Source organism: Actinosynnema sp. NPDC004786 (assembly GCF_053601135.1).
In genome coordinates this window covers 118,338-131,372 of the sequence record NZ_JBSGBG010000002.1, presented here as the reverse complement: position 1 = coordinate 131,372, position 13,035 = coordinate 118,338, and the positions used below count along the sequence as shown (strand labels likewise).

Below are 13,035 nucleotides of genomic sequence, written 5' to 3'. Positions count from 1 at the left end.
GGTTGGCCGTGACGTGCGCGACGCCGCACCGCGCGGGCGCCACCGGTCCCCCGCACGGGACGAGCCCGGCCGGTCACCGGGGTGATCGGCCGGGCTCGTCGGGGAGCCGGATCAGGCGAGGTCGAACCGGTCGAGTTCCATGACCTTGGTCCAGGCCGCGACGAAGTCCGTGACGAACTTCTCGCGGGCGTCCTCGCTGGCGTAGACCTCCGAGAGGGCCCGCAGCTGGGAGTTGGAGCCGAAGACGAGGTCGACCGACGTGGCCGTCCACTTCAGCTCGTCGGTGGCCGCGTCCCGGATCTCGTACACGTGCTCCTCGGACTCCGACGCCTTCCACCGGGTGCCCGGCGACAGCAGGTTGGTGAAGAAGTCGTTGGTGAGCACGCCCGGCCGGTCGGTGAAGACGCCGTGCCGGGTGCCGTTGAAGTTCGTCCCGAGGGAACGCAGGCCGCCGATGAGGACGGTCATCTCCGGCGCCGACAGGCCGAGCATGTAGGCGCGGTCGACCAGCAGCACCTCGGGCTGGAGCTTCTCACCGGACCGCACGTAGTTGCGGAACCCGTCGGCGCGCGGCTCCAGGAACTGGAACGACTCGACATCGGTCTGCTCCTGGGCGGCGTCGGTGCGACCCGGGCGGAACGGCACGGTCACGTCGAAGCCGGCGTCGCGCGCCGCCCTCTCGACCGCGGCCGAGCCGGCGAGCACGATCAGGTCGGCGAGGGAGATCTTCGCGCCGCCCGCCTCGTTGAACTCCCGCTGGACGCCCTCCAGGACCTCCAGCACCTTCTCGAGCTGCCCGGGCTGGTTGACCTCCCAGTTGCGCTGCGGCTCGAGGCGGATGCGGGCGCCGTTCGCGCCGCCGCGCTTGTCCGTGGTGCGGAAGGTCGCGGCGGAGGCCCAGGCGGTGGTGACCAGCTCGGCGGTGGTGAGGCCGCAGTCGAGCACCTTGGCCTTGAGCGCCGCGATGTCCGCGTCGCCCACGAGCTCGTGGTCGACGGCCGGCACCGGGTCCTGCCACAGCTGCGCCTCGGGGACCCACGGCCCCAGGTAGCGGCTGACCGGACCCATGTCGCGGTGCAGCAGCTTGTACCAGGCCTTGGCGAACGCCAGGGCGAACTCGTCGGGGTTCTCCAGGAAACGGCGGGAGATCTTCTCGTACGCCGGGTCCACGCGCAGCGACAGGTCCGTCGTGAGCATGGTCGGCTTGTGCTTCTTCGACGGGTCGTGCGCGTCGGGGATGATCGCCTCGGCGTCCTTGGCGACCCACTGCTTCGCGCCACCGGGGCTCGTGGTCAGCTCCCACTCGTAGCCGAAGAGGATCTCGAAGAAGCGGTTGCTCCACTGCGTGGGCTTGTCCGTCCACGTCACCTCGAGACCGCTGGTGATCGTGTCGGCGCCCTTGCCGCTGCCGTGGGTGCTGAGCCAGCCGAGGCCCTGCGCCTCCAGCGGCGCGCCCTCGGGCTCCGGACCCACGTGGCCGTCGGCCACGCCGGCGCCGTGGGTCTTGCCGAACGTGTGACCGCCCGCGATGAGGGCGACGGTCTCCTCGTCGTTCATCGCCATCCGGCCGAAGGTCTCCCGGATGAAGTGCGCCGCCGCCAAGGGGTCCGCGTTGCCGCGAGGGCCCTCGGGGTTGACGTAGATGAGACCCATCTCGGTCGCGCCGACCTCGGGCGCCATCTCGGTCTCGCTGACGTAGCGCTCGTCACCCAGCCAGGCGTCCTCCGGGCCCCAGAAGATCTCCTCCGGCTCCCAGACGTCCTCGCGGCCGAAGCCGAAGCCGAAGGTCTTGAAGCCCATGGACTCCAGGGCGACGTTGCCGGCGAGGACCAGCAGGTCCGCCCAGGAGATCTTCTGGCCGTACTTCTGCTTGACCGGCCACAGCAGACGCCGCGCCTTGTCCAGGTTGGCGTTGTCGGGCCAGCTGTTCAGCGGCGCGAAGCGCTGCCCGCCGTCGCCCGCGCCACCGCGGCCGTCGTGGGTGCGGTAGGTGCCGGCGGCGTGCCAGCTCAGGCGGATCATCAGGCCGCCGTAGTGGCCGAAGTCGGCCGGCCACCAGTCCTGCGAGGTGGTGAGCACCTCGACGATGTCGCGCTTGAGGGCCTCGACGTCGAGCTTGGCGAACTCGCGGGCGTAGTCGAAGTCCGGCCCCAGGGGGTTGCCCTTGGGCGAGTGCGCGTGCAGCACCGAGAGGTCCAGCTGGTTCGGCCACCAGTCGCGGTTCGTGCGCGGACGGCCGCCGGTCTTCGGGGTCGGCGAGTCGATCGCGGGGTTCTCGCTCTCGCTCCCGTGCGCGGTCACGGAGTCGTGCGCGACCGGGCAGCCGGCCGCGGCCTTCTGGTCCACGCCCTGTGCGCTTGAGGGGGGCGTCTTCCCGAGGTCGCTCAATTTACTTCCTTCCAGCGGGCTGATCATTGGCGGTGTTCCGGGTCGCGCAGTCGGGGCAGGTGCCCCAAAACACGACCTCCGCCTCGTCGACGGCGTAGCCGCCGTCGTCCGAGGCGGTGAGACAAGGGCTGTGGCCGACGGCGCAGTCGACGTCCGCGATCGCGCCGCACGAACGGCACACGACGTGGTGGTGGTTGTCGCCGACCCGGGACTCGTAGCGGGCCGTCGCGCCTGCGGGCTGGATGCGCCGCACCAGGCCGGTGTCGGTCAACGCCCGCAGCACGTCGTAAACGGCCTGGTGGGAGACCGTCGGCAGGTCGGCCCGGACCAACGTGATCACCGTCTCGGTGTCGACGTGCGGGTGGTCGCGCAGCGCGGCGAGCACGGCCAACCGGGGCCGGGTCACGCGCAGGGAGACCGACCGCAACTGCGCCTCGAAGTCGGATGTCACACGCCCGACCCTAGGCGGCTTGTCTGGAATGAATCAAATTGCCGTCCGTCACACCGTCCTCGGTGCACTCACCGTAGTCCTTCGGCTACGCGCCACGTCGTGCGCATCGCGTCATCCACAACGCACTCGCCGGCTGCCGGTGCGCGCCGTGCGCGAAGTCCACAAGCGATGCGCTCTCGACGCACGGAGGCGACCGGCAAGTCGTGATCGGTCTTGGCGGAACGGTTGCTCTTGTCGCGCTTGGACCGGAACGCCCGCGGGGACCCGGGACGCGGCTTCGCCGCCGATCCACCCGTCCGCGCCTGGACCCGTCACCCGGTCGAGGCTGCGTGGGGTGCGTCGCGTCCCGCGGCCACGCGGGCTCACGGCCGGGTGTCGAACGGTTCGTAGCAGTCGAAGGTCTCGATCGAGGTGATCACACCGTCTGCGGTCTCGACGAACTGCGCGACGTGCGCGACGAGTTCGTCGCCGTGCCGGAAGGGGCCCGCGTCACGTGCGATCACGCCGCGCCAGGTGAGGCGGAGGATCGCGGTGTTCCCGACCGCGACGGCCGAGCGCACGTCGTACCGCTGACCGGCCAACAGCCCGGCAGCCGCCTCGGACGCCGCCGGCATCCGGTCCAGGGCGGTGCGGGCGCCGTGGGGCTTGAGCCGGTTCGGGTGCTCGACCGTCGATGCCGACGGGGCGAAGTGCTTCCTGAGGTCTTCGCCCCGGTGCCCGGCCTCCAACGCCCGAAGCAGGGCGGTCGCCACGGCGACCGGATCGCGTGCCATAAGCACAATGCCAGTTGTACAACCTTGGTTGTCAATTGCACAGTTGGTGCCGTGGGCACACTCGACCCGGCGGACATCGACATCGCGACCCTCGCCTGGCTGGCGGGCAGCGCCGCGAACAGGGCGATCCTGGCGGAGCTGCACCGGGCCGGTCACGCCGGCGTCCGCATCTCCCACGGCTACGTCGTGCAACACCTGGTCGACGGGTCGCCCACGGTCTCCGAACTCGCCGACCTCCTGGAGGTCACCCAGCAGGCGGCCTCCAAGCACCTGGTCGAACTGGAACGCCTCGACTACGTCGTGAGGGAGCCGGACCCCGCCGACAGCCGAGTGCGCCGCGCCCGGCTCACCGACCGCGGCCGGCGGCTCATCGAGGACAGCCGCCGGGTACGTCGGCAGTGGGACGACCGGCTGACGGGTCTGGCGGGCGCCGACGCGGCCGACGCGGCCCGGCGCGTGCTGGTCCACCTGCTCGACGCGACAGGGGGGACCGGGAGCGTGACCGCGCGTCGCGCCGTCCCGCCGAGCGAGTAGACGAGCACTCCCGACAGCGGGTCGAGGGCGAGGGCGAGTCCGGCCGCGTCGCGCGGAGCGCCGCCTGATCGGCCGGACCCGGCCGCGGGCGTGACCGGCCCGGAACGGCGACCCTCGGTCGAAGCACCGCGACCGGTCGGCGGGTTCCGCGCGGTGGTCCCGACGAGGAGCCGGTTCGTCGCCGCCCGGCGCCACTCCCGGTCGGTCGAGCGCGACGCCCTGAACGGCGAAGCCACCCGCACGGGCGGCGCGCTTCGGCCGACGTGCCCGACGCCGGGTCAGCTCTTGAACACGTCGTCGAGCGCGTCGTACAGGACGACCTCCTCGGTCTCGAACGGGACCGTGCCGGTCGGTTCGACCAGTTCCATCTCGACGGCCGGGCCGGTGTACCTTGTGACGTGCTGCTTCACGAACCTCTTGCCCGACAGCGCGGGTTGGACGTGCTGCGCGGGTTGGACGGGCTGGGCGGGTTGGACGGGCTGGGCCTGCACCGGCTGCACGGGCTGGGCCTGCGGGGGCGGCACCGGCGCGTACCCGGTGAACGCGGTCAGCTGGGCGGCCAGCGACTCCACGGTGGTCGGCACCCCGACCAGGGTCAGGAACTTCGCGGCCATCGCGTTGGCCTTCCCCCAGGTCACGGATTCCGGCCGGGCGTGCGTCTCACCGTCCCGCGACAGGATGAGTCCGGTGACGGAGTAGAAGTGGTGCAGCCCGTTGAGGGTCACGTGGAACTCGTCGAAGAACAAGTCGGGCGGCGGCACGTCGGACACCCGGGTCTTCAGCCCCTGCTTCACCTGGTTGTTCCGGATGACCCGCCACTGCTGGGTCTCCAGCTTCTTCGTGTAGACCGACACGTGGGTCTCCGCGGTGCCGAGCATCCAGTAGGCGCTCCACCCGCTGAGCGACACCAGGTCGTTCGGCGCGATCTTCGATAAGTTGAGCATTTCCGGACCCCTCCCAGGGCGACAACGCGGACGAACGGGTAGTCGTCGCCCGCAGCCCCGGCATTAGCCGCTCCACCCGCACGGGCCGGGCCGACACCCCTCGCGTGGGAGGATCCGGCGCGTGACGTCCCGGATGACCTACGCCGCCCTGGGCAGCTCCTTCGCCGCCGGTCCGGGCATCGCCCCGCTGGTGGACACCAACGCCGCCCGCTCCGGCCGCAACTACCCGAGCCTGCTGGCCGCCGCGCTGGGGGCGGACCTGGTGGACCTGACCGTCTCCGGCGCGACGGTCGCCACGATCCTGGACGAACCCCAGGTGACGCTGACCGGCGTGGAGTTCCCGCCCCAGGTCGACGGCGTCCCCGCGACCGCGGACCTGGTCACCGTCACCGCCGGCGGCAACGACCTGCGCTTCGCGGGCTCGCTGCTGACCACCGCCTGGACCCGCGTCGAACCCGACGGCCCGATGGCCGACGTGCTCACGGCGACCTACGGCCCCACCATCCCCGAGCCCACCCCGGCCGACGTCGACCGGACCGCCGCCGGCCTCGCCCGGGTGGTCGACGAGGTCCGCCGCCGGGCCCCGCGCGCCCGGGTCGTGCTGGTCGACTACCTGACCGTCATCGGGCCCCACACCGAACCCGCCCCGGACATCCCCTTCACCCCGGAGGAGATCACCGCCCTGCGCGCCGTCCAGGAAGCCCTGGAAGCGGCCTGCGCGCTGGCCGCCGACCGCAGCGGCGCCGACCTCGTCGCGGTGTCGCGGGCGAGCCGCGCCCACGCCCTCGGCGCGCCCGAGCCGTGGCTCCAGCCGTTCACCCGCAACCTCGCCAGGACCGCCGCGTCCTTCCACCCCAACGCGGCCGGCATGGCGGCCGTCGCGGCCGAGGTCGGCACGGCCCTGGGCCACGGCGACCCCACCCGACCCGCCGGTTCCGGTGACGTCGGGCGGTGAGGTCGAACGCGGCCCCGTCGCCCGCCCGGTCGGGGGTGATCACGGTGCACCAGCTCTTGCGGCAGCCCCACACCGGGGCGTCACGGAGCCGAAAGGTGACCGGATGGGCAAGACCGACAGGACCCGGCCGTGGTGGGTTCGGATGGCCGACCGGCCGATGACCACCTGCGTGCCGGTGCACGACCACCGGCACGGCGTGTGCACGCTGCCCGACGAGATCACGCCCGACAGCGCGTCGAGGAGCCGCCGCACGTCCGGCTGCCACTGGGGCGGCTCCGAGCGGCACCCGATCCGTCGGGAGACCAGGGCCGGCCGACGGGAGTGGTTCCACTTCCGCCGCGAGTCGCGTCGCCGTGACCGGCGGCGGGCGCGGCGCGAGCTGCGGGAGTGCCGCGGCGGGGAGCGCTGAACGGCGGGGGCGGGGCCGCGGTCCCGCCCCCGGGATGGCCTCCAGGGCGAAGCACAGGACGGGAACCTCGCCGGCCGGCCTCACAGCGGTGAGGGCTTCGTCGTTTCCCGCGGAGCCGTGTCCTCCACGAGCACCGCGCGCAACCTCGCGTGGCGGAACGCGTAGTGCGCGCCGACCCGCTGCAACAGCCCGATCCGGCTCGTGTCGTCGAGGAACGCGCCCAACCGCCACGGCAACTGGCCCCGGAAGGCGCAGGTCAATCGCGCCCCCAGGTAACCGCCCCACACCGATGCCGACAGCAACCACCCGGCGATGAGCGTGGCCGTGGCCGAGAGGAGCAGCGGTCGATCCCACACGATCGCCTGCGGCAGCAGTCGGTGGAGCACGACGGAGAGCATGCAGAACACCGCGCCGCTGGACACCAGCGCATGCCACCGCGCGGTCCGCACCGCCTCGGCCGGGTGCGTGTAGGTGCGCTTGACCGAGCGGAGCCTCGCCACCACCCGCACACCGAAGAAGATCGTGGTGATCGCGGCGGACAACCCCGCCGCCATGCCGGTCACCGGTCCCTGGGAAGTCCCCACCAGCACGCCGACGAGAACACCGGCCGCGAACGACAGCGACACCGAGGTGTCCACGCGCGGATCGTCGACGTAGAACAACCGCTTGTTGGGCAGCATGGAGGCCAGCATCAGCCCCACCGCGGGGTACAGGAAGGACTTCAGCAGGGCGAAGAACCTCATGTCGACGCCCAGCACGAGCGCCTGCGCCACGTAGGTCTGCACCCCGACCGCGCCCACGATCACGGCCGGCGCCGTCATGGGGTTCGGCACGCGCTCGCGGAAGTTCCACCACCGCAGTTCGCCGGTCGGTTCGGACAACCGCCGAGCCAGGAACGACAACCACCGCTCGGCCGACTCGACCGGCCACGCCCGGCCCGGCGCGCCGGACGAGCGGCGGGCGACCTGCCCGGCCAGGTCCTCGAACACCGAGGGCACCAAACCACGCCACAGCGCCCGCTCGACGGGTTCGTCACCACCGGCCTTCCGGTCGAGGTAGACCTGCCGCATCAGGTAGACGGTGAGCGGGGTGGACAGCAGGCGTCGCAAGGAGCCGGTGTCCACGTGCCGCCAGCGGCCGTCGAACGAGGCGAGGTAGGCGACCGCGTCCGCCGGCACGGTGGGGAGCAGGTCGACTCGGCGCAGACCGCGGATCCGCGACGTGCGCGCGGCCAGTCTGCGCGACGGACCCGGGCGGCTGGTCAGCACGAACGGCGTCTTCGCGCCCGCGCCGGCCAGCAGGTCCAGCACCGCGCCGCGATGGGCCTCGGGAAGCTCGTCCAACCCGTCGATCACGCACCGGACACGGCCGTCCTCCACCAGCCCCGATGCCGCCGTGCCGCCGTACTCGGCGGTGTTGGCGAGCACACCGACCGACTCCGCCACCCAGGCCGCCACCCACTGGCGCAGGGTCTTGTACTCCGGCCTCCACGACGTCGTCGGCACCAGGACCGGCACGGCCTGACCGTCGTCGCGGGCCAGCGCCCGGCACCACAGCAGGCAGACCGTCGTCTTGCCCGCCCCCGGTTCACCGACGAGGAGCAGCCGGGCGTCCACCGCGAGTGGCGCGACCAACTCGCCGCTCGCCGCCACGACCAACCGCTCCCCGTCCTCAGTGCGCAGGCGTACCGGGATCACCACGTCGTCCAGCCCTCGGCGGTGCAACTCCTCGTCCAGATAAGCCCGGACCGACGCCCGCAGCGCACGTTCGGCCTGGTCGAGTTGCGCCGGCGTGCTGACCCGCTCCACGGCCGACCTGCGCGCGGGCAGTCCGATCACCAGGGCCAGCACGGACAGCAAGGCCGAGAAGATGCCCGCCTTCCAACTCGCCGACTCGTCGCCGCCCCCGGCACCGAGGTAGGAGGGAACCAACCACCCCAACACCGCACCGCCCAGCAGCAGCCCGACCAGCAGACGCCGCCCCATACCCCTCCTCCTGTCGTGGAGGTCGTCGCCGAGCCGCGGCCCGTCGTTACGGCCGGCATCGGTCGAGGTCGACGCACAAAGGGGGAACGGCCTGCCGATCGAGTTCACCACGACCCGATCGGCTCCGCGGTTGCGCAGCTCGGTGCGGGAGGCGGCCGGCTCCGGCTCCGGGTGCGCCGGCGCGGGTGGGTGACGGGCGCGCGTTCGGGGATCGACGAGGGCACGCCCGATCGGCAGCGGTGAAGGCTTACGGCGCTTTGGCGAACTCCTGCACGATGCGCTCGCAGAAGGCCGGCAGGTCGTCGGGCGACCGGCTCGTGGTGATGTTGCCGTCGGTGACGACCGGCTCGTCGACCACCTCGGCCCCGGCGTTGCGCAGGTCGGTGCGGACGCTCGGCCACGAGGTCAGCCGGCGTCCGCGCGCGACGTCGGCCTCGACGAAGTTCCACGGGCCGTGGCAGATCGAGGCGACCGGCTTGCCCGACCGGACGAAGTCCCGGACGAACCGCACCGCGGCGGGCTCCATCCGCAGCTTGTCCGGGTTCACCGTCCCGCCCGGCAGGAGCAGCGCCTCGTAGTCGTCCACCGACACCTCGCCGACCAGCCGGTCCACCGCGAAGGTGCCGGCGTCTTCGAGGTCGTGGTCGCGCGCCTGGATCTCGCCGCCGGCGATGGAGACCACGACGGTGCGGGCTCCCGCGTCGTCCAGCGCCTGCCGCGGCTGCTCCAGCTCGACCCGCTCCACCCCGTCGGCGGCGAGGATGGCGATCCGACGTCCGTCCAGCTCCCCGGCCACGTCAGACACCCGCCCCGGCCGGGTGCAGGACGACCTTCGTCCAGCCGTCGTCCCGCTTGTCGAAGTGCTCGTAGGCATCCGGCGCGCGATCGAGGGGCAGCTCGTGGCTGACGATGAACGACGGTTCGGCCTTGCCCGCGGCGATCAGGTCGCGCAGCTGCCGGTTGTACTTCTTGACCGGGGCCTGGCCGCTGCCGATGTGCTGGCCCTTGAACCAGAACATGCCGTAGTCGAAGGCGAGTTTGCCCTGCTTGGCCAGCTCGTCGCCGGCCCCGGGGTCCTCGGGCACGAAGACGCCGACGTTGCCGATCTTCCCGGTGAAGCGCACCGAGGCGACCAGCCGGTTCATCGTCAGGTTGGCCTGCTCCCGGCCGTCGGGCTCGTGCGCCTGGTAGCCGACGCACTCGCAGCCGTTGTCCGCGCCCAGACCCATCGTCTCCTCCAGCACGGCCTGCACCGGGTCGACCTTCGAGTCGTCGATGGCGATCGCGCCGATCGACTCGGCCAGCCTCAGCCGGTCGGCGTGCCGGTCGACGACCATCACCTTGCTCGCCCCCCGGATGGTCGCCGAGAGGGCGGCCATCAACCCGACCGGACCCGCGCCGTAGACGACCGTCTGGTCGCCGGGCTGCACGCCGGCCATCTCGGTGGCGTGGTAGCCGGTCGGGAAGATGTCGGCGAGCATCACGTAGTCGGTCTGGCGCTCCTCGGCGTCCTCGCCCAGCCGCAGGCAGTTGAAGTCGCCCCAGGGCACGCGCAACAGCTCGGCCTGCCCGCCGGCCCACGGGCCCATGTCGGCGAAGCCGTACGCGGCGCCGGCCATCGTCGGTTCGGGCTGGGCGGTCAGGCAGTAGTTCGTCAGCAGGCGCTCGCAGTTCTTGCAGTGCCCGCAGGAGATGTTGAACGGCAGGACGACCCAGTCGCCCACCTCCACCTTGTCGACCCCGGCGCCGACCTCGACCACCTGGCCCAGGTTCTCGTGCCCGAACCAGCGGCCGGTCTCGAAGTCGGTCCGCCCCTCGTACATGTGCAGGTCCGAGCCGCAGATGTTCGCCGACGTGATCCGCACCAGCACGTCGGTCGGTCGCTCGATCCGCGCGTCCGGCACGTCCTTGACGCTGACCTGCCGTGGCCCTTCGTACACCACTGCTTTCACGACTACCTCCTCGTCGCGGGCGCCTCCCTCCGTCCGGGCGGCCCCTTCAGAGCCGAATACCCTGGGGAAACCGTCCAAACCGGCGGTCCACTGAGGATGATGTCCACACGGCACTCGCCGTCACACAGCGGGAGACACGAAAGCGTGAAACCGGCGTGGCCGAGCGGTCACCCGCAGCCGGGCGCTCGTCGCGGTGGCCGGGCGCCGGGTGGTCGTCAGGGTTTGAGGACGACCTTCTCGCAGTTGTCCTGCTTGTTCTTGAAGATGTCGAAGCCGCGTTCCGCCTCGTCCAGCGGCAGGGTGTGGGTGATGATCCGGGTCGGGTCGATCTCGCCGCGTTCGATGCGGTCCAGCAGCGGCTTCATGTAGCGCTGCACGTGGCACTGCCCGGTGCGCAGGGTCAGCGACCGGTTCATCCACGCGCCGGCGGGGAACTTGTCCAGCAGGCCGCCGTACACGCCGATCACCGAGACCACGCCGCCGCTGCGGCACGACAGGATCGCCTGCCGCAACGCGTGCGGGCGTTCGGTCTCCGACCGCACGGCCTGCTTGATCCGGTCATAGGCGGCGATGTGCGCGCTGCCGTGGGTGGCCTCCAGGCCGACCGCGTCGATGCACTTGTCCGGGCCGCGCCCACCGGTCAGCTCCAGCAGCCGGGAGCGGACGTCGACCTCCTCGAAGTTCACCGGCGTGTGGCCCGCCCGTTCCGCCAGCTCCAGCCGGTAGGGCTCCTTGTCGATGGCGACGACCTGCGCGGCGCCCAGGAGCCGGGCGCTGTCCATGGCGAACTGGCCGACCGGGCCCGCGCCCCAGACGGACACCACGTCGCTGGGGCGGATGTCGCACATCTCGGCGCCCATGTAGCCGGTGGGCAGGATGTCGGACAGGAACAGCACCTGCTCGTCGGTCAGGTCGGACTCGATCTTCAGCGGGTTCACGTCGGCGAACGGCACGCGCGCGTACTCCGCCTGACCGCCCGCGTAGCCGCCGGTCAAGTGGGAGTAGCCGAATATCCCGGCGACCGGGTGGCCGAACATCTTCTCCGCGATCCCGGCGTTGGGGTTGGAGTTCTCGCAGCAGGAGTACAGCTCGGCCGCGCAGGCGGCGCACGCGCCGCAGGCGATCGGGAACGGCACGACGACCCGGTCCCCGACGCGCAGCCGGTCCGGGGCGACGCCCGGGCCGACCTCGACCACCTCGCCCATGAACTCGTGCCCCAGGACGTCCCCGTCCTGCATGGTCGGCACGTAGCCGTCGACCAGGTGCAAATCCGAGCCGCAGATCGCGGTGGAGGTGATCCGGACGATGGCGTCGCGGCTGTTGAGGATCCTCGGCTCCGGCACGTCGCGGACCTCGACCTTGTTGCGGCCCGCCCAGGTGGTCGCCCTCATCCGCCCGCCCCCTTCGCGAACTCGGAATCCGACAGCGGTTGCGCCGGCCGTTGCGGGAACTCCTCGCGCGCCCTCTTGCCCCACGGCGCGCCGTCGGAGCGGACCACCTCGCCGGTCTCCACGACCTGCTTGAACCGGCGCAGGTCGTCGTCGAGCTGCTGGTGGGGTTCCTCGCCGAAGTACCTGGCGACCGCCTTGCCGACCGCGCCGCCGGGGATCTCGTACACCAGGACGACGAACACCTCGGTGCTCACACCGTCCGGGGCGGGCGTGAAGCGGACCGTGCCGGCGTTCGGCACGGTGGCTTCCCCGGTCGACCGCCACACGATCTTCTCGCCGGGCGTCTCGTCGGTGATCTCCGCGTCCCACTCGACGTCCTTGCCGAACGGCGCGCTTGCCGACCAGTGGCTCGTCCGGTCACCGGTGGTGCGGACCCGCGCGAGGTGCGCCATGAACGTCGGGAGGTTCTCCAGGTCGCGCCAGAACGCGTAGACCTCCGACGGGGGTTTGCGAACGGTTGTCGTTGCTGTCAACTCCACGGGTCCTCCTTCGCGCACGCCCCGCGCCGCCGCCACGGAGCCGGTGCGTGCCTGTCGGGTGGCCTGTACGGCGGTCAGCAGGTCCAGCGCGGTGATGCCGGCGACGGCGCCGGTGACCCCGACCAGCCGCCGCCGGCGGCCCCCGTCGCGGCGGGCGAGGGCCACCCCCAGCGCGGTCAGGTCCATCGCGTCGCCCACGACCCTGGTCCACACCCAGGCGCCCTTCCGCCGGCCCGTCAGCAGCCCGGCCGCGTGGACCAGCTCCCGCGCCCCGACGGCCGGCGCCACCGCCCGCGACCGCGCGGAATCGTCCACGCCGGCGAGCCGGCGCACCGCGCCCGGCGCCGCGAGCTGCACCACGCCCAGGGCGAAGCTCAGCCAACCCAGCCGCCGAGCCCGCCTCTGCACCTCTTCCCGCCTGCCTCGCCTTCCGGCCAGGCGTGCCGGTCGCGCCACGGGCAGCCTCCGCATCCGATCGGGTCGATCGCCCCGGTGCACACGGCCCGGGACGCGACCGATGTGGACTGGGCTACCCCTCGCCGATCCCACTAACCCCGCCGACCGGCCACGGCGCGCGGATACCCCCGGCCCTGAGCAGCAACCGACCGCCGGGGCGACCCCGGTGCGGGCAACAGCGCGGTAGCGTCGCGCCTCGCCGTGATCGGCCGTCGTCACCGCGTGCCGCCGTGAACGTGAGCCGGCGGCTCCCCACGC

General features: G+C 72.2%; 12 protein-coding genes. 3 read left to right on the top strand and 9 right to left on the bottom strand.

Going from position 1 to position 13,035, the window contains the following annotated elements:
• Window positions 1-111: 111 nt before the first annotated feature.
• From katG to ACWEFJ_RS02805, 3 genes are all read right to left on the bottom strand, one after another.
• Entirely contained in the window at window positions 112-2,415 is a 2,304-nt protein-coding gene (gene katG / locus ACWEFJ_RS02815; protein WP_449712717.1) for a catalase/peroxidase HPI, read from the bottom strand.
• Window positions 2,390-2,839 carry a Fur family transcriptional regulator gene (locus ACWEFJ_RS02810; protein WP_449712716.1) on the bottom strand — a complete coding sequence of 150 codons (450 nt, stop codon included), beginning with the start codon at window positions 2,837-2,839 and terminating at the stop codon, window positions 2,390-2,392. The genes katG and ACWEFJ_RS02810 overlap by 26 nt, the downstream gene beginning before the upstream one ends.
• 362 nt (window positions 2,840-3,201) lie before the next feature.
• Entirely contained in the window at window positions 3,202-3,612 is a 411-nt protein-coding gene (locus tag ACWEFJ_RS02805; protein ID WP_449712715.1) for a hypothetical protein, read from the bottom strand.
• A 51-nt stretch (window positions 3,613-3,663) separates the two neighbouring features.
• Between ACWEFJ_RS02805 and ACWEFJ_RS02800 the strand changes: the two genes are divergently transcribed.
• On the top strand, window positions 3,664-4,146 hold the full coding sequence (locus ACWEFJ_RS02800) for a MarR family winged helix-turn-helix transcriptional regulator (protein ID WP_449712714.1): 483 nt from the start codon (window positions 3,664-3,666) through the stop codon (window positions 4,144-4,146).
• A 278-nt stretch (window positions 4,147-4,424) separates the two neighbouring features.
• On the opposite strand, the gene ACWEFJ_RS02795 is transcribed toward ACWEFJ_RS02800, so the two are convergent.
• Window positions 4,425-5,090, bottom strand: coding sequence for a hypothetical protein (locus ACWEFJ_RS02795; RefSeq protein WP_449712713.1), 666 nt, complete (start codon window positions 5,088-5,090; stop codon window positions 4,425-4,427).
• 121 nt (window positions 5,091-5,211) lie between these two features.
• Between ACWEFJ_RS02795 and ACWEFJ_RS02790 the strand changes: the two genes are divergently transcribed.
• Together ACWEFJ_RS02790 and ACWEFJ_RS02785 are read left to right on the top strand one after the other, a co-directional pair.
• On the top strand, window positions 5,212-6,045 hold the full coding sequence (locus ACWEFJ_RS02790; protein WP_449712712.1) for a GDSL-type esterase/lipase family protein: 834 nt from the start codon (window positions 5,212-5,214) through the stop codon (window positions 6,043-6,045).
• A gap of 103 nt (window positions 6,046-6,148) precedes the next feature.
• Window positions 6,149-6,454, top strand: coding sequence for a hypothetical protein (locus tag ACWEFJ_RS02785; protein ID WP_449712711.1), 306 nt, complete (start codon window positions 6,149-6,151; stop codon window positions 6,452-6,454).
• 80 nt (window positions 6,455-6,534) lie between these two features.
• On the opposite strand, the gene ACWEFJ_RS02780 is transcribed toward ACWEFJ_RS02785, so the two are convergent.
• From ACWEFJ_RS02780 to ACWEFJ_RS02760, 5 genes are all read right to left on the bottom strand, one after another.
• On the bottom strand, window positions 6,535-8,439 hold the full coding sequence (locus ACWEFJ_RS02780; protein ID WP_449712710.1) for a hypothetical protein: 1,905 nt from the start codon (window positions 8,437-8,439) through the stop codon (window positions 6,535-6,537).
• Between the two features lie 247 nt (window positions 8,440-8,686).
• Window positions 8,687-9,235, bottom strand: a complete 549-nt coding sequence (locus tag ACWEFJ_RS02775) for a type 1 glutamine amidotransferase domain-containing protein (protein WP_378087306.1) — start codon at window positions 9,233-9,235, stop codon at window positions 8,687-8,689.
• A 1-nt stretch (window position 9,236) separates the two neighbouring features.
• On the bottom strand, window positions 9,237-10,391 hold the full coding sequence (locus ACWEFJ_RS02770) for a glutathione-independent formaldehyde dehydrogenase (RefSeq protein WP_378087304.1): 1,155 nt from the start codon (window positions 10,389-10,391) through the stop codon (window positions 9,237-9,239).
• Window positions 10,392-10,606: 215 nt separating this feature from the next.
• On the bottom strand, window positions 10,607-11,782 hold the full coding sequence (locus tag ACWEFJ_RS02765) for a zinc-dependent alcohol dehydrogenase (protein WP_449712709.1): 1,176 nt from the start codon (window positions 11,780-11,782) through the stop codon (window positions 10,607-10,609).
• Window positions 11,779-12,729 carry an SRPBCC family protein gene (locus ACWEFJ_RS02760; RefSeq protein ID WP_449712708.1) on the bottom strand — a complete coding sequence of 317 codons (951 nt, stop codon included), beginning with the start codon at window positions 12,727-12,729 and terminating at the stop codon, window positions 11,779-11,781. The genes ACWEFJ_RS02765 and ACWEFJ_RS02760 overlap by 4 nt, the downstream gene beginning before the upstream one ends.
• Between the last annotated feature and the right edge of the window lie 306 nt (window positions 12,730-13,035).